At 48.8% G+C, this 17,580-nt stretch carries 12 protein-coding genes and 1 CRISPR repeat array; of the genes, 2 read left to right on the top strand and 10 right to left on the bottom strand.

Translation table 11 applies throughout. The annotated features are described in order from the left end of the window. A partial coding sequence (locus tag HMPREF3093_RS07175) for a hypothetical protein (RefSeq protein ID WP_180363282.1) occupies positions 1–504 on the top strand: 504 nt, incomplete at its 5' end. A gap of 79 nt (positions 505–583) precedes the next feature. Here the strand turns inward: HMPREF3093_RS07175 and HMPREF3093_RS07170 are convergent. From HMPREF3093_RS07170 to HMPREF3093_RS07155, 4 genes are all read right to left on the bottom strand, one after another. Further along, positions 584–3,622: a glycoside hydrolase family 2 gene (locus HMPREF3093_RS07170; protein WP_070756313.1), complete on the bottom strand. Its 3,039-nt coding sequence runs from the start codon at positions 3,620–3,622 to the stop codon at positions 584–586. A 155-nt stretch (positions 3,623–3,777) separates the two neighbouring features. Further along, positions 3,778–8,337 (bottom strand): endo-beta-N-acetylglucosaminidase, encoded by a 4,560-nt coding sequence (locus HMPREF3093_RS07165; RefSeq protein ID WP_070756312.1) that lies wholly within the window; start codon positions 8,335–8,337, stop codon positions 3,778–3,780. Between the two features lie 198 nt (positions 8,338–8,535). After that, positions 8,536–9,345, bottom strand: coding sequence for an MBL fold metallo-hydrolase (locus HMPREF3093_RS07160; RefSeq protein WP_070756311.1), 810 nt, complete (start codon positions 9,343–9,345; stop codon positions 8,536–8,538). A 182-nt stretch (positions 9,346–9,527) separates the two neighbouring features. Continuing rightward, positions 9,528–10,838, bottom strand: coding sequence for an alpha-L-fucosidase (locus tag HMPREF3093_RS07155; RefSeq protein WP_070756310.1), 1,311 nt, complete (start codon positions 10,836–10,838; stop codon positions 9,528–9,530). Between the two features lie 224 nt (positions 10,839–11,062). On the opposite strand from HMPREF3093_RS07155, the gene HMPREF3093_RS07150 reads away from it, so the two are divergent. Continuing rightward, on the top strand, positions 11,063–11,683 hold the full coding sequence (locus tag HMPREF3093_RS07150; protein WP_070756309.1) for a CpXC domain-containing protein: 621 nt from the start codon (positions 11,063–11,065) through the stop codon (positions 11,681–11,683). Between the two features lie 65 nt (positions 11,684–11,748). Here HMPREF3093_RS07150 and HMPREF3093_RS07145 read toward each other — a convergent pair whose 3' ends face one another. Genes HMPREF3093_RS07145 through HMPREF3093_RS07120 form a run of 6 tightly spaced genes read right to left on the bottom strand, consistent with a single transcriptional unit; the run spans position 11,749 to position 17,073 of the window. Continuing rightward, a complete protein-coding gene (locus HMPREF3093_RS07145) occupies positions 11,749–12,270 on the bottom strand; it encodes a YjbQ family protein (protein WP_070756308.1) in 522 nt (173 codons plus the stop codon). Between the two features lie 3 nt (positions 12,271–12,273). Next, a complete protein-coding gene (locus HMPREF3093_RS07140) occupies positions 12,274–12,966 on the bottom strand; it encodes a triose-phosphate isomerase (RefSeq protein ID WP_070756307.1) in 693 nt (230 codons plus the stop codon). Positions 12,967–13,003: 37 nt separating this feature from the next. Then, positions 13,004–13,288: a PTS sugar transporter subunit IIB gene (locus HMPREF3093_RS07135; protein ID WP_023391217.1), complete on the bottom strand. Its 285-nt coding sequence runs from the start codon at positions 13,286–13,288 to the stop codon at positions 13,004–13,006. Positions 13,289–13,303: 15 nt separating this feature from the next. After that, positions 13,304–14,626 (bottom strand): PTS galactitol transporter subunit IIC, encoded by a 1,323-nt coding sequence (locus HMPREF3093_RS07130; protein WP_070756306.1) that lies wholly within the window; start codon positions 14,624–14,626, stop codon positions 13,304–13,306. 31 nt (positions 14,627–14,657) lie between these two features. After that, complete coding sequence (locus tag HMPREF3093_RS07125) at positions 14,658–15,125, bottom strand: PTS sugar transporter subunit IIA (RefSeq protein WP_070756305.1); 468 nt, start codon at positions 15,123–15,125, stop codon at positions 14,658–14,660. Continuing rightward, entirely contained in the window at positions 15,115–17,073 is a 1,959-nt protein-coding gene (locus HMPREF3093_RS07120; RefSeq protein WP_070756304.1) for a BglG family transcription antiterminator, read from the bottom strand. Before HMPREF3093_RS07120 ends, HMPREF3093_RS07125 begins: the two co-directional genes overlap by 11 nt. 149 nt (positions 17,074–17,222) lie before the next feature. Then, positions 17,223–17,522: direct repeats of the CRISPR family, unit length 36 nt; unit sequence GTTTGGTAAGCATTCAAAACAACACAGCTCTAAAAC. Positions 17,523–17,580 lie beyond the last annotated feature (58 nt).

The following is a 17,580-nucleotide window of genomic DNA, read 5'->3' as shown; positions in this document are numbered from 1 at the left end:
TCAAGTCAAACTTCTTACGAAAGCCTAGAAGCTGCTAGCAACGAGTTGACTCCTAAACTGAAGGAAGCCTTAGACCTCAAGGATGCTAAGAAGACTCTTGACAATCTCGCTCAACTCTTCAAATGGGAAGTAACGGATAGCAAAGAATCTCAACTAGCTAATACCGACTTCAAGTACACCATCCACCGCTTCGGTCCTGAGGCAGTGCTCCTATCAACTCCCGATAACAAGGTGCTAGCCTTCGCTATGGCTAAGCTAGACGCCGATAGCATCCGACAACGCATGGCAGGCCTAGGGGTCAAACCTGAAGCCCAAATGGAGCGATTGCTTAATCGGGAACCCTCGCCTGTCGATAAGGTCTTTGTCGAGACTAAGGATTTCGGCCTTATCCTAAGTGGCCACCGCATCGGTCAGGATGAGAAAAAGCCTGACAAACCACAGTACGATCTCTTCCTTATTTACAACCATGATTTCTACAAGGCTATGGTCAAAGACTTTGAATAAACATAAAAGGCTAAGTAAAGAACTTAGCCTTATTTTTATAAAATCCAGGGACAAGAGCCCTGGATTTCTTGTTTGAGACTTAGTTGTCCAAGGGCCGCCAGGCCATGGTCCAGCGACAGGACAAGTTAGGTCCTGTGATGCGATAGACATCTGGTAAGGCAGGACCACAAGAATTGGTTCCTAGACCACTTTGAGCTAAATCCAGATTGAGATAATAAGCTGATGGCTCAGGCAATTGATCGCGGTGGCTAGTCTGGCTCAAGGTCTGCGCACTATAAGGCGATAGACTGAAATTAAGCCCCGAACTAGCTGGCGTCTGATCTTGAACCTGCCAGAGAACCGGCGCTTGGACAACTTCTAGCCATGACACCTGGCTACGGTTGCCATTTTCTTGCGGCTTAATATAAGGCTCATAGAAATCTCCGGCATCCAAACTGAATTGGGCCCGGTAGCTAGCAGCCTGCTTATCGGCATAATTTTCAAAAGGTCCCTGTCCCAGATAATGAACCGTCTGGGCATCCACCAATGGCATGCAAAGGCCAAAGCGTGGCAAGAAAGGCATTTGGCTATCCAAGTTAGCTTGGACTTCCAAACTTAACTGGCCATCCTTAGCCAGTTTCCAAGCCCCTGTCAGACTCAATGGATTCTGCCGCGCCAGCGCCGTCATAGCCCCTGAGAAATGTAGACTAACACCATCTGCTTGAACTTCTAGGTGACTGTCTCGAATCCAAAGCTGACTGTAATGATAATTGGCCGCTTCCCATTCCTTACGAACATGACGATCATTATCTGTCGGAGCCCGCCAAATTTGCCAGAAGGCGGCTTGCTTGAGCAGTTCCTGACCGGCATAATTAATTTGACTTGGCGCCAGACTGCCCTTATCAAAGGTCAAGACTAGGTCGCCCCAGGTCAACTGATAACTGGCCAGGTCTTCCTGGCCACTAACGACTTGTGGCACTTGGCTCAGGCTAGGGACTTCATAGGCTGCCAAGCTTACCTGGTCGAAACCATATTCCCCTTCATTTTCAAGGCCCAAATAGACAAAGCGGACGCTGGCCACACTAGCTAGGTCCCCGCAGCAAGTTAAGTCGACCCAAGTAGTTTGGCCTGGCTTAGCCTGCCAAGTTGCACAGTCTTGACTAGTTAAGAGCAAGCCCTCCCGATTATAGGCTTCCACCCGCAAGTAGAGGGCCTCTGCCAAATTCAAAAAGGCATAGTCATTACGGAAGCAAGCTCGATGGGCTTGTAAATCAAAGTCTAATAAGCGGACTGGCCGGAAGACCTGTTTGTGCTCTAAGAGACCCGTATGCAAGGTCCGATCAGGATAGACCAAGCCATCCATACAGAAGTTGCCGAAGTGCGGATAGTCGCCAAAGTCGCCCCCGTAACGGTAGGCAGGTTCTGCCTGCCCCGCTTGTGGCACCGCGATGGCATGGTCACACCATTCCCAGACGAAGAGGCCAATCAATTGAGGATGACGCTGCATGCAGTCATAATAATCTTCCAGACCACCCGGTCCATTGCCCATGGCATGGGCATACTCGCAGAGCATAAGTGGCCGATCAAGTGGCGCATACTCGCCCCCCTCGCTAAAGTAGAGCGTCTCGATTTCTTCAATAGATAGGTACATCTGGCTATAGACTTCCACATGCTGCTTATTGTGTTGCTTAACTGGGTCGCGGAAATAGTACCCTTCATAGTGCAGAATCCGCGTTGGATCCCAAGATTTGGCTTGAGCCAGCAGGACTTCGAAGTTGACGCCAAAACCTGATTCATTACCCGCCGACCACATGATAATGGAGGAAAAGTTCCGCAGTGGCAAGACATTGGATGCCATACGGCTTACTAGAGCCTCTTGCCACTCAGGATCCTCCGCTACCTGGTTAAAGTTGCGGCTATAGCCACGGCCGTATAGGTCTACCACCCCATGGCACTCTATGTCGGCCTCACTGACCACATAAAAACCCAAGCGATCGCAGAGCTCATAGAATTCTGGTGACTTTGGATAGTGAGCCGTCCGAATGGCATTGAAGTTATGGTGCTTGATAAGCATCAAGTCCTGAACTTGACGTTCCAAGGTAACAGTCGCTCCCGTATCCGGCCAGGAATCGTGATGGTTGACCCCTATGAGTCGGATAGCCTGATGGTTACAGTATAGGCCGTCTTTGTCCACGGCTAACTCTCGCAGACCAATGGCTTGTTTATAGGTCTCGCCTGCCACCGACCAGTAGAGCGTGTATAGATATGGTTTTTCAGCCGACCAGAGATGAGGCTCTTCAAGTGACAAGGCCAAGGTCTGCTGGCTAGAATCCAGTGGCAGATTGGTCCCCTCCAAGACTAGCTGACCCTCCGCATCTTCCAAGCGATAGGACCAGCTCCCCCCTGCCTGATTAAGGGACCAAGACCATTCCAACTGGGCCGACTGGCCATCTGGCGCTACTTGGGGACGCAGATGAAAATCAACCAGTCCCTGAGCAGACCGCCGTCTCAGATAGACATCGCGGAAAATGCCACTCATCCGGAATTTGTCCTGGTCTTCTAAATAAGTCCCGTCACACCATTTGAGAACTAGCATCGCTAGCTGGTTCTGTCCCTCTTTGATATAAGGGGTTAGATCATAAACTTGCAGGCTGTGCGAAATTTGCCCATACCCGACAAAATGATCGTTAACCCAAAGATAAGCTGCTGAGTCTACTCCTTCTAGCACCAGTTCTGTCCCAGGCAGGTCTACCAAATCCCTAATCTCAAAGCTTCGTTTATAAAGCCCGGCAGGGTTGGCATAGGGCACATAAGGTGGATTAAAAGGAATGGGATATTCCGTATTGGTGTATTGAAAGTTATCGTAGCCCTGATATTGCCAACAACTGGGCACCGGCATCGTGGTCCAATCCAAGTCCTCTTGGTGAGTCGTCAACCAATAAGGTGCTTCAATCAAGCGGACATTATCAAAATAATGGAAATCCCAATCCCCATTCAAGTCCACAAAACGAGACGATTCCTGTCGCCACTTGGCTTGCTTGGCCTCTTCTAAATTCCCATAGGGAATGAAGTAGGCCGCCTGTGGCATTTGGCCAACAGACTGAAGACTCAGGTCTTCAAAAAAGTTACTGATTAACATGGCTATCCCCCTTCAGCGCATGGCCAAATCAAGACATCTGGATGCGCTTCCTTCTTTTCTATTATAGCATAAGTCCCTCGGTCAGGAACCCATGCTCCCCAAACTTGTTATCAATTCTCCACAAAAAACTGCCCCTAAGGGGCAGTTTTGCCTTCTTACTCTCTCTCACGTTTAGGACGAAGACCTAAGATTCCTAAGAAGGACAGGACCAGTCCACCTAGGACAAAGCCAGATGGGCTCTCACCCGTTTCGGGTAGGCGGTCGTCATGGCTAGCAGCTGCTAGCACCTTGTCACCAGCAGGTCTAGGTTGGGTTACTTCTTGTTCTGTCCCAACCGGTTTACTTTGTCCTGGTTGACTCGGTTCTTGGCTTTGTTCTGCCTTAGCGAAGACTAAGGCGTAGTGGGTAAAGTGTGGTCCCTCAAAGACAACCCGGCCATCTTGAATTTGGAAAGGCAAGCTTTGGGCTGGCCCGTCCTCAGGCAGGAAGAGTACTTGCTCTACTTTTTGATCTTGAGGCGATGGTAGACTGACCTTAGCTGGGTATTGCGTATCCACATCTTGACCCTGAGCGTCTTGGCCTTCGATATCGTAGACAAGGGCTTGCCGTCCCGCTAAGGCTTGTTTTTCGGCTTCCGTCAGGTCTTCTGGCCCTAGCTTACCAACCTTGAGACCCGTAATCCGACTTGGCTCCAGCCCTGAGAAGGCGACGGTCACATCGTGACCTGGGTCATGCAAGACGGTTGGCGTCACTTTCTTAGCTGCTAAGATGCTTTCTTCAAGTTGCGCCTTAGCTGTCGCAAAGTCTGCCGGGCTTACCAAGTCTTGATCCATCAAGTTCCGTGCCTGAATAACTTGTTTGCTTAGTTTGTCCTTTAATTCAGGATCTTGTAGACGATCCGCCCAGTCCTGACCTAATGAGGCCACTGCCCCTAGAACCAGGCGCGCCTCATCGCGACCTTTCTGGCCAGATAGCTTGCCTAGGGCTTTATTCAAATTAGCTAGTGCCACATCTACCTGAGCTTGCTCAGCGGTCTGCGCTGCCTTGACTAAGTCCTGAGCCTTGCTGACACTATCCTTAAGGGCCGCCTGTTCTTCTGGGGTCGCAAATTGATAGCGGTAATGTGGAAGCAGACGCTCAACTTCAGCTAATTTCTGGTTGAGATATTCGAAGTTAGCTTCTTCTTTTTCCACCCAAACGGAGAAGTCCACGGTAAAGTCTTGATAGTGTAGGGTCAAGGTCTGCTCACCTAGTCGTTGAGGGTCATAACCAGAGAATGTAACACCTGGATCTTGGAAGGTATGGGTGTGGTGGCTTTGGTCTGAATACACTACTTGGAATCTGCCCTTGGATAAATCCAAATCTTGGCCCGGACGATAGTGTTGATTTGGCAGAGTCGTAATAGCCAGATGGGTAATTTCCTTACTGTCATCGTTCGAGTCGGCCTTAGCCACATAGACTCTCAGTGTTTGAGCTAGGGTTTGGCCCAGGTAGCTGACAGTTAGATCTTGAGCACCTAGCTTAGTCGCATCATAACCGCTGACTGTCACCCCTGGGTGGGTCAGGTTAATGAGTTGATCCTCTTTGGCTCCTTCTAAACGAACGCGCAATTTAGCACCTGCTAGATTCAAGCCATCCTTGACATGATAGACCGTTTGCTCTAAGCCTTGTTCCAGGCTGACTTCCTTAATCTTTTGGTGAGCGCTAGTGGCATCTACCAAGACTGCGGACAGGTTGCTAGCTTCCTTGCCTTCTTCCCAGGTCTTATAGTAGAGCAAATGGCTGCCTTCTGCTAAGCGAACTGGTCGGAAACTGTAGTCTCCCGCTTGATCAGCCCTTACTTCCCCTAATAGCTGAGTCGCTTCCCGGTCAGCATAGAGTCTCACTGTGGCCTTGGCAGGCACCTTGTTCAAACCAACTTGGACATAGCCATTTCCCAAAGATTGAGCGGCCACATTAGCCATTGGCAGGTTGGTGGATTCTTTGGAAGCAGCTTGTTCATACATCTTCCAGTTATAGATACGAATGGCCCCCCAAGGCGTTCCGTTATGGGAAGTCACCACATCCAAACGCCATTCTTGAGCAGTGATTGGTCGATCTAGGTCCACATCCGTTACATGGGCGCGGTTGCCACGAATTGATTTAGCCAATAACCATTCCCCGGTGTTCATATCCTTGTAGTAGAGGTCAAAGTCGCGGGTATTCATGAGACCGTCATTGACAGACTCGCCACCAGCCCCGGCATGTTCAACCACCCATCGGCGGACCGTTCTGACCTGGCTGAGCTTAATGTCGACATGGCCTTGAGGATCTAGAATACACCATTTGTCGGCATTAGAGGTAATGGTCCCGTTCAACATGGCATCAGCTGGCTCAGAACCATCGCTAGGACCGGAAGCAAAGGTCACAGTAGCTCCTGGCACAATATTAGGTGCCTGCTCTTGTGGTTGGGTCGTATCAGACGTGGTCATTTGCCAGTCAAAAGTCGCATAGCCGGCTTCAGACCGCAAGCCATTCTTGCCAACGGCTACTACCTTAAGCCGTTGGGTCGTCCCAATGGCATCCTGTGGCCGACTAACCTTAGCCAAATAAATATGGTGGTTAGATGAACCTGTCAGTAATTGCCATTTATTAGGTGCGACTTCTTGATAGACTTCATAGTAATCCGCATTGGCACTTGGTGTAAAGGCTAGATGGGCTTGTGCCTGACGGCTAGAGCTGAGTTGCTTAGACACAACCTGAACTTGGCTTGGAGCCACAGGGGCTGTTGCCGTCTTCAAGAGGTCGATTTGCCCTAGGTTGAAGCGATAAGCAGCTTGATCTGTCTCACTTTCAAAGGCAAACTTAATGGCATAGATAGTCTTGCCCTTCAAGCTAGATAGGTCCAAAGTATCTTGGTGCCAGTCTTTGTCTGGCCTTAAATCAAAGTAATGGAAGCTATCGGCGCTATAGTTGGCCTGGGTGGCTAAGCCGACCCGGACACGACTTCCTAGGCCACCTTTGTGGGCTAGCTTCAACTGCGTAGTCTCACCCACAGCTAATTTGGTGGCATAAAGCATGGCTTCTTCGGGATTCTTAGCCCCTAAATGACCTGAGAATTGAAGCGAGTTCCCTCCGTTATAGGCATCTTCAAAGTCATAGTCGCCCTTAAGGCCAGCCTCCCCATTCTTAGAGCGAATCCACCAACGCCAGGTTGGCAAAATTCCAGACACCGACCGGTAGTTCCATTCAGAGTCTTTGGAGACTTGGCCATCTACATACCAGCGTTTACCGTGACCCGTATTGAAGCTGGTGTGGAATTGGTCGCCTAGAATGGCTGTTTTGTCCGCGATATAACCGGACAAGCCATACCAAGTGCTATCTTCTGGTTTTGGTTTGGTTGGGTCTTGTTGCAAGCCCGTCCAGAAGTTGTTTTCTTCCCGGTGGTAACTTTCCCCGGTGGTCCCAATGCCAAGGATGGAATCCGGTGCAAAGAGCCCCAGAGAAGTACGAAGCTTGCCTTGTTCATCTAGCAAGTCCCAGAATGGCACCTGGGTCTTATAAGAGTTCTTCTGTAATTCAAAGCCCATGTAGACATCATACTGGGAACGATTGACCGCCTTGGCGCTATCGACTGATTCATCCACTGATGCCTTACCCCAGTTGAAGTTGGCGAAGAACTCGTCAACTGGAACTGGACCTTGTGGTTTTTCTGCCTTCATGTAATCGCGGTTCACTTCTGTTAGGGCGTTTTGGTGATTACGTTGGCCGTTAATATCAAAGGCATCATACCAAGAAAATTTGAGGTTCACTTTTTGCTCAGCGGCATATTGTTTAGCATAGAGCATGAACTGCCGCATCTTCTCACCCTTGCCATAGAGGCCATGGCCGGTGGTTTCTTGGTTGATAAAGTAGCCATCATAGCCATAGTATTTGGCCACGTCAACCAGCTTGCGAGCGAGCGGGAAGGTATTAGAGCCTTCTTGGTCTTCTTGCAAGAACTCTAAGAAACGTTTGCGGTCGGCACGACTCGTGGACCAGTTGAAGAAGAGGGTCCCATAGACTGGCACCCCATTACGGTGGCCAGCATCAATGACATCAGGGCTTGGTACTAAACCATCCCAGAAGACCATGGAATCTAGGTATTGCCAGTGGTCGAAAGCATAAGTCTTAAACTCCTCGCCCCCAACCGAAGCATGATCTTCTGCCTTAGCGTTCATATTCGATAGGGCTTGGACCTTGGCGTCTGGGTTAGCCGTTGGGTTGACTACATGTCCTTGATAACGTGAAGCTAGGGGGACACTGGCCCGGTTAATCTCATCATCTTGTCGCACTCCCGGTTGCCAATCCAGGAGCTCTTGCCAGTTTTGGAACTTCACTTCCTTTGGCTTGACCTCTCCGCCTTGCTTTTGCGGTGTGTCAGGCACTTCTTGAGCCGGGGCAGGATTAGCGCTTGTTTGATTGCTTTCTACACTCGCTTGACTGGTCTGATCTGACTCACTGCCATCAGAACTGGAGGCCGGCTCTTCACTTAAGCTCGAACTGTCACTAGGGGACGTGACAGCTTGGTTGACCTCAGCCTTGGGGCTGGTCTGGTCCAAGGATGCCTCTGAATCTGAAGTCACCACTTCTTCCGCCGCTACCCGAGGGGCGCCAGCCAACAACAAACCAATGGCCAGGGAAGAGGCTAGGGCTGCCTTCATTTGCCAATGGGGGGAAACATTTGTCTTGCTCATACTTCTAACTCCTTTCATATTTGGTCTTGCTTTATCCCCATTATATGACTGCGCTTACACAATAACTATCTCAAAACTATAGATAAATTATCAGAAATTATGGCTGTTGTAGGCTACCCTCTTGACTTGAGAAGACTTGTTCTTATCTACCGCTAAAAAGATAAAAACCCGCCAAAAGGCGGGTCCGAATTTAAATGATTAAAGATACTTAAGCGGTGTCGCTAGTTCGGGATCGGTCATATGAACCTTGAGTCGGCGACCAACTTCAATATCATGTTGTTCTAGAATACCAGTACAGGTAGAGAGGGCTAGCTCCTTGGTGTTATTTTCTTTACTCAAGTGGCCCAAATAAATATCTTGGGTGCTGGCCCCTAACATATCCACCATGGCTAGGGCGCCATCTTCATTAGACAAATGGCCCTTATCGCCCAAAATCCGTTGCTTAAGCGACCAAGGATAGGCGCCATAGCGCAACATTTCAATCTCGTGGTTAGATTCAATCAGATAGGCGTTGGCATTCTGCAAAAGGCTACGAAGTCTTTCACTGACATAGCCTGAGTCCGTCAACATGACGAACTGCTTATCTCCCTGTTGGAAGGCATAGAACTGAGGCATGGCCGCATCATGGCTGACTTGATAGGTTAAAACATCCACGTCCCCGAAGGTCACCAACTGATCTGGTTCTAACTCGCGACGGTTGTCAGGGTCAATAGCCCCCAGCATCCCATCCATGGCTTGCCAGGTGGCCTTATTAGCATAAACTGGCAAATTATATTTGCGGGATAAAACCCCTACCCCATGAATATGGTCCTTATGTTCATGCGTCACCAAAATAGCATCCACATCGGCCACACTGCGGTCAATCTGGGCCATCAAAGATTCTATTTTCTTGCCACTCAAACCCGCATCGACCAAGAGTCGTTGGCGGTCTGACTCCACATAGGTGACATTGCCGCTACTACCAGACGCCAAGATTGAAAATCTTAAGCCATTAGCATTCTGGCTCATTTCCTGCGCTCTTACTATCACACACTCGCCTACTTCCCTATCTTCAAATCACACGCTATCTAAGACCCTCTGGAATTTTTCTCTAGTCTCATCTCCACTGTCTAGTATACGCAAAAGATCCCCTCAGTGCTAGTGATATGCGTATAAAAAAGAGGCCAGTTTGACCTAGCCTCTATGTCCTTTTAATCCTTCAATTCAATCTTCAGCACGGCATCAATCTGGTTAGGTAGGAGATAAGTATAGTGCTCTACTTCCCCCATTTGGACGAAGGTCAAGCCTGGAAAGGCCTTGATATTCCAACTGTCCGAAACCTGGAGCTCTGAGCCATCATTCAACCAAGAAATCCGCTTGATTTGATCGCGGTCAATCCCCGGCAAATAAAGGGGCCCAATCGGCTGCTCGAAGAGATGGGCATAGATGGTCTGCCCTTTGCGCGTATAGTAGCCCCAGTCAGGTTTTGGTAAGTCTGCATAGCCGCAACCATAGATACTTTCCGAGTGTAAATCCATCCAGTCAGAAAAATCACGCAGAATGGCCTGACTTTCAGCTGGGAAGCGACCTTGAGCGGTTGGCCCGATATTGAGCAACATATTGCCCTCCTTGGCCACGCACTCCACCAGCTTATGTATGAGCGTTGCGGATGACTTATAGTAATGATCTCTAGCGTGATAGGCCCAGTTATTATTCATGGTCAAGCAGAGTTCCCAAGGGACAAAGTTTCCGGCTTCGTTACGGATGCCCTCATGTGGTACCACTTGCTCAGGACTGACAAAGTCTCCGGCATAGTCGCTAATGGTCTCAGTTACAATACTGCCAAAGCCCTCGCCAGATGTCTCCAAACGATTATCAATCAAAATCCAAGGCTGGTGCCCCCGCACGAGCTCAATCAATTCTTGGGCCCGCCAAGCCTGTCCACACATTTGACCATAAGAGAAGTCAAACCAGAGGATATCCAATCGGCCATACTGGGTCACTAATTCTTCGACCTGACGGTGCATATACTCAACATAACGATTGAAATCTTGGCCTGGATCAGCTGCTTGGTGCTTGCGGGGATGATAAGGGTCACCCGCATGTGGATAGTCAGGGTGGTGCCAGTCTAAGAGACTGTAATAGAGGCCGACCTTGAGTCCTTCAGCACGTGCAGCATCGACAAATTCCCCTACCAAGTCCCGGCCACAAGGAGTATTAGTCGCCTTGTAGTCCGTCCACCGGCTATCAAAAAGGCAAAAACCGTCGTGGTGCTTAGCCGTCAAAATCATATACTGCATACCTGCCGCCTTGGCTTGACGTGCCCATTCCTGGGGCTGGTAGCCCGCGGGATTGAAGCAGTCTAGATAGCCAGGGTATCTTTCCACGATTCCTGGGTCATGGCTATAGACCCACTCACCTCGAGCGGGAATGCTGTAAAGCCCCCAGTGTAGGAACATGCCAAAACGCGCCTGACGGAACCATTGAGTCCGCTCCATAATTTGAGCCAGAGTCTGGGTCATGAAGGCCCACCTCCTGGGTTGATAGCTGATAACTTCATTTTGTGTCCTCCTAAAAATAGTCTCGATTGCACATCTATTATAGCTCTAAAAGACAGCGTTTACAACAAACTCGCTAAATTTCCCTATTATTCCAATAAATCCGACACTTGTAAGCCCCATCATTCAGGTGTAAACTAGTGGGTGTAAAGAAATATTGCTAAACTAAATCCGAAGGAGTTGTCCTCATGATTGTTCGTGATACTGTCCAAATGCCCTGCCCTCATTGCCAGCATGTCCAAGACTTCGAAGTTCTCTTGCTTGTGACTGGCGACATGGAGCCCCCTCTGCGTGACCGCATTATCTCTGGCGATTGGGCGACCTTTAGCTGCCAGAAGTGTCAAAAGCAGGAACGCATCCTCTACCCTACCCTCTACGAAGACCGCGTTCGCAAGGTGAGAATCCACTATCAGCCAAATGAGGCGGAAGCCGCTCAACTCCTCAAGCAATTGCCCGAGACTGTCGCCTCTTACGGTCCTGACTATGCCGACTATCAAGTCCGCCTAGTGACCAATCCCTTGGACTTCATGGAGAAGGTAGCCATCTTCACTGCCGGCTATGATGACCGTATCATTGAGGCCGTCAAGCAGGTCTTAAAACAAGCCGATAGCCTACCTAATGACCTGGTTGATCTCTACTTCGGACTTAGCCCAGAAGGAGACAAATTATTCTACCTCTACACTCCGTCTGGCCTACTGGGACTAGACTTTGATGAAGCGCTCTACCAGCAAGTAGCTGAGCGAGCTCCTGAATTCAAGCAAGAACAGGTTTTTGTGGTCAATCAAGAGTGGGCAGCTAAACACAACTGAATTTAGAAATCAAATAAGAGACTGGATGTTAACGAATCCAGCCTCTTTTTTATGCGATAGTTTTCCTATTCTCCAATTACAACAACACGATACTTACGTACTCGTTCTCGAGTTTGGTCAAAGTCTGCTAGGTAGAAGTAGCCTGTGCGACCAACCGCCACTTGACCATCCACGACTGCAAAGGTCTCGCTGGCGCCAATGATGGTTGCTTTGAGATGGGCATCGCCATTCCATAGTAGGCTTCGATCACCGCCCGGTAACCAGTCATCAACATCCGGCCAGGATTCCACTTCTGCATAATGTAGTGGCCCTGGATAGCGATAAGTTTGGGCGCTAGTATGAGGAGGCAGAATCTTCCCTAGCGCATCATTGAGGTCCAGATGTAACCACTCATTGCCATGCTCGTCCACGTCATGTGTGTATTCCTCATAGAGAATGGCGCAGGTCGTGTGGGCCGTAACAATGGTGACAATACCAGATTGAATGCCACTTGTCGCTACAGCATTCTTGACCGTCTCCGTAATATCTACATAGGAGACTTGTCCGGCTTGACTAGCCACCTTAAATTCCTGATTATAAACTACCATCCTCTAGCCCTCCTTCATGGCTCGATCCACTGCAGCCACCATGTCTTTAAGCATTTGGACTGGATCAGGGGCTTTGACAATACCACTGGTACATCCCGTCCCATCGGCGCCGGAGCGAATCGCCCGATAGACATCCTCAGGCGTCATAATGCCCGCACCCTGCATAAGCAAAGTATGGGGACTGAGAGCCTTCACTGCTTGATTCGTCTTCGCCATATAATCGTCATCACTGGTTTGGCCAGTGCCAATCAGCTCAGTTGGCTCGCAAAGCATAATCGTCGGTTCTAAAAGACTCAAGGTTCTCGCTTCGGCTAAAGAGTCCGCACAAACAATGGTCGCCATTCCCAAGTCATGGGCTCGCTTAACCGAGGCCACTAACTGAGCCGAGGTCAATGGATGTTCCGCATGATTGAGGAAGCTAGCACGAGCGCCTGCTGCATAGAGCGAGTCTGGTAAGACCGCTCCCATGCCTCTACCTGGCTCAATGCCATCCAGATGCTGGGCACAAACAATCACATGTTGAGTCTGGGAGGCTACGCGATAGAGATCTGCATAGGGACAGGTCAAAACCACCGCAACGTCTGGGTAATCTAAGGCCAACTGATCTGCCACCCGCGCCATTTCCAGTAACCGCTCCCCGTAGAGATAGGATTTAGGATTAAAGATAAAGAACTTGCTTTTGAAATCAACCGTCATAGAGTTCCCTCCTTAAGGTCCATAGGGGCTTTCCTGATTAAGCCTCCAACTGAGACTTGAGGTCTGACCAAAGGGCATCCAAGCCCATGCCGGTTAAGAGCGGCAGGCCCATAATCACCTTGTCCTTAATGGAATCTGGCACCACTGTCGTGGAAATCACAACATCATAGTCATCAATTCGGTTAACCTCTTCAGCCACCTTGGATTGGAAGACTTGGACAGAATCGCTATAACCATTTGCCTTCAGCCAATCTTTGACCTTACCTGCAACAACCGTAGAAGTGGCAATACCTGAGCCACACATAATTAAGAGTTTTTTCATTGTGATTACTCCTTCCTAGGATTTGCGTACCTTATTGACATAGTAGAGACCTGCTAGCGAAGCAAGAAGCACTAGGGTTAAGATGACCCATGGCATATGATTGCCCGCGAAAACGAAGAGCCAGGTTGGCCAGAGTCCACCTTCTGCCATAGCCGTTACACTGGTGTTGCCTCCTAAGTCGAAGTTAGCTGATTGAGCAGCTTTAGTAACTAATGGGGCAGCCCATGAAGTCACATAGAGAATGCTCGCCATATAAATGGTCCCACCTACAACCGTCCGGACAATATTGCCCCGGAAGACGGCTGCCATCAAGCAGACAACGAATGGAATAGTTGCTAAGTCACCGAATGGTAAAGTTTGGTTACCTGGCAAGATAACTGCTAAGAGAATAGTAATTGGCACTAACAAGAGAGAGGATGATAGGACTGCTGGGTGCCCTACTGATAGAGCAGAGTCCATCCCAATGTTGACTTCTCGGCCTGGGAAGCGACGTTGTACAAAGTCATTGGCCGCTTCAGAGATAGGCGTCAACCCTTCCATGAGCAAGGAAACCATACGAGGCATGAGAACCATAACTGCGGACATCTTAACGCCTAATTGCATGACTTCTTTTACTCCATAGCCGGCCAAGAGCCCCATGATAATCCCGATAATTAAACCTAATACGGTTGATTCCCCAAAAATCCCAAAGCGTTTTTGGATGGTTTCAGGATCGGCTTCAATCTTGTTAAAACCAGGAATGCGGTCAAAAAGCCAGTTAAGAGGGATGGCTACTAAGAATCCTGGCGCTGAGGTCCCGTGAGGGAAGGTAATATTAGGGAAACCATAAAATTTCTTAATAGCTGGCGCAATAATATCCCCCAAAAGGTAAATCATAACCAGATAAGTGACAGTCGCATAGAGACCAAGTGAGAAATCTTGGGTCACAGCATAAACCAAAGAAGCTACGAAGGCTGCGTGCCAGAAGTTCCACATATCCACCATGAGAGTCTTGGTTAAGCCGAAGAAGAGCAAGAGCAAGTTAACCCCAATCCCAATCGGAATGGATAAACTACCCAAGAGGGTCCCATAGGAAATAGCTGCTGCAGCTGGCCAGCCTACATCAATTGTAGTCAAGTTTAAGCCGAAGCGTGCCACCATGGCTTGAGCAGCAGGGCCTAAGCTCCCGCCTAAGAGGTCAACGACCATGTTCAAGCCCACAAAACCAATCCCGACCATAATACCAGAGACCAAGGCCTTCTTAGGCTTGGTCCCTAGGGCAATCCCAAAGATAAAAATCAAAATAGGCAAGACGACAATAGCGCCTAAATCAACGAAGCTTTTAAACAAGTCTAACATCTTACTTCCTCCTTTTAATTGGAATAAAACACTATAAAATTCCGTGTTGGGCAAGAATCATTCCTAGGATCTCCTGAGACTCAGGCTGATCAGGCAATTGACAGATAGCTGCCATAGCTTGGCTATCCTGCAGTAGAGCTACCAAATCTTGCAGTAAAGTGAGTTGCTGGTGGGCTTCCTTAAGGGCGAGCATGAAGACTACCTGGACAGGTACGACTACATCTGAGGTTCCCATCTGGTAGAATTCTACCGGTTGGTCTAGCGTCATAATGGCTAACTGAGCCTTCTTCACGTGCTCCACATCCGTATGCGGGATGGCAATCCCATAATCCTGAAACTGGAGGCCCGTTGGAAAAATCTTCTCTCGTTCCAAGACTGCTGTCGGATAGGATTCATAAACCACACCGCAATCCACCATGACTTGGCCTAGATAGGCTAACACCTCCTCTCTCGTCTTGAGGCCACTGACTTGGAACTGCATGATATTCTCATCTAACATTGATATTCACTTCCTCTAATAGACGAGCCTTGAGGCTGGCTCCATCCTGGCATTGACTGAGTTGGTTCATTAATTCTTGGTCTTCAATTAGGGCGTAGAGGGCAACCAGACTCTCCTTAAATAGCTTCATATCTCGTTCCGCTACTGCAATTAGGAAGATGAGCTTGACTTGGTTCTGCCCCCAGCTAACTGGCTTGGCTAGCGAGACTAGGACGATTTCAGAGTGAGTGACGGTCTTAGGATCACTATGAGGCAAGGCCACACCCGTGTAGACGCTAGTAGCTCCCATTTGCTCTCGTTCATAAACCGACTGGGCAAAAGCTGGATTAGCTAAATTCTGGGGGCTGGCTTGCGCCAAGACTAGCTCTAAGGCCTGGTCTTGGTTGTTGGCTGACAACAGAACATGGTCAGGTGTCTGAAGCAGTTCCGTTAAACCGGCCACATGGAAGCTAGGCTCGCGTCTGAGCGCCTTGACCATCTGATGATGGCCAGAGGTTAACTGGTCGTAGTGATGGCGAATCTGCTCGAGCTCATCTTGAGTCATAATCGGACTTACCCGCTGGACGGGTACCGGCAGCTCTTCCTTTAAGTCGAGAGAGGAAATAACTAAATCCACACCACGCCAATCCATATCAGCTAACTCCTGCCATTTAAGATTGAGAAGGCGATCCGAGGGACTGAAAATCCGTTGTAACTTGGCTAGAATCAGCTCAGAGGCTGCTAGACCATGTTGGCAAACCACCACAATAGTCAGAGGCCGTTGGACCTTCTCTAGGGCAATCTGAAAATGAATGACTAAGAAAGCCAACTCCTCATCCGGAACTTCCATATCATAGTGTTCAGCAAAATCCCGCAAAGCCAGCCAGACGATATTAAATAAGGTTAAGTATTGCTTCCTAATTTCGTCTAAGGCTGGATTAGTAACATGCATATGATGTCGTAAGCGGAAAATCATTGAAGACATATGATTGGTTAGCATAGCTAGTAAGTGCTGATCCTGGCTTAGGTCTACATTGAGAAAGTCTGATACCCGCTGAATCAGAGCCTGGACCTGTTGGCGCAACTCCCTTTCATAGTCGGGGCTTTGGACCTTAAAACCCACTGCCAATAATGTATAGGCCAGAGACTCAATTTCGATCGCTGATAGCTGTACTAGCGCTTGGCCTGTCACTGCCTCCAGGAGCTCCCCAGCGAAAAAGTAAACTTCCAGATGGCTGAGGTCGCGGACCAATTCCTTTGCTCGAACTTGAAGGACCTGACCTAACTGGCCTCGTCTTCGTATAATCAAACATTCTAGCAAGAGTAGCAGATAATAATCTTCGGTGAAATCATGCTGATAAGTCTGACTTAACTGATTCAAGGCTTGCTGGCAGAGGGCAATATCTTCCGCTTGGAAAAAGACCACTAAGTCCCGAATCGGCTCTGCCATCTGATAGAGCCACTCCTGCAGATAAGTTCGTAGACATTGACGGATAGCAGATTCCCGTCCCTGAACTAGCAGGCGACCTTCTTGGCGAACCAGTGTCAGCTCGCAAGCTTGAAAGCGAGGCCCTAAACGACTCAAGTCACGGTTCAGGGTCGCAGAGGACACATAAAGTTGGTCTGCTAAACCCTCTAAATCTAGTCCTCCTGAGTCCAAACATAGGCCCTTAAGTAAATGACGCTCGCGATCGTCAGGCCCATAAGCTTCCCACTGGTCTGCTTGCTGCCAGTCCTTAATCAGACTTCGTAACCTAGCCTCGTCGGCTTGGCTTAAGTCTAATTTCACACCATTACGAGGTGATTTATCGATGGCTAAGCCATGTGGTGCTAAAGCCTCATTAAGCTTAGCCAAATCATGATAAATTGTCTTGACTGATACCCCATAGAGTTTCGCAATCTGAGTACTAGCCACATAGTCGGTCTGCTTAAGTAAATAATCCAACAAATGCATCTGTCGCTTATTCATGGCTCCCTCCTAAAGTTAGATCAAAACGTTTTCATCTATTTAAATTATACCTTGGATTGCTGTCTAGATAAAATCATCTTACTTCCGGATTAATGTGGAAGGGGGAGAGGGAATGGAAAAAACCCCTGGATTTATGAGCAAATCCAGGGGGTTCTATTTTGGCATTATAAACACAGCTCTAAAACTTGGGATAGTGTAGCAAGCAGTTCAATCAAGTTTGGTAAGCATTCAAAACAACACAGCTCTAAAACTTAGGTAACTACACTGGCACGATTGAATATGTTTGGTAAGCATTCAAAACAACACAGCTCTAAAACTCGGGCTTCCACCGATTACGTTGTAGGACAGTTTGGTAAGCATTCAAAACAACACAGCTCTAAAACACAACTGCTGGGCTTGGGGACAGCGCTCAAGTTTGGTAAGCATTCAAAACAACACAGCTCTAAAACCATCATGCAGGTCTTTCTGATTGATCTCCAGTTTGGTAAGCATTCAAAACAACACAGC

The sequence above is a fragment of the Abiotrophia sp. HMSC24B09 genome, from assembly GCF_001815865.1.
Lineage (GTDB): Bacteria > Bacillota > Bacilli > Lactobacillales > Aerococcaceae > Abiotrophia.
The sequence above is the reverse complement of the archived record's forward strand: the minus strand, read 5'-3'. Positions and strand labels throughout refer to the sequence as shown.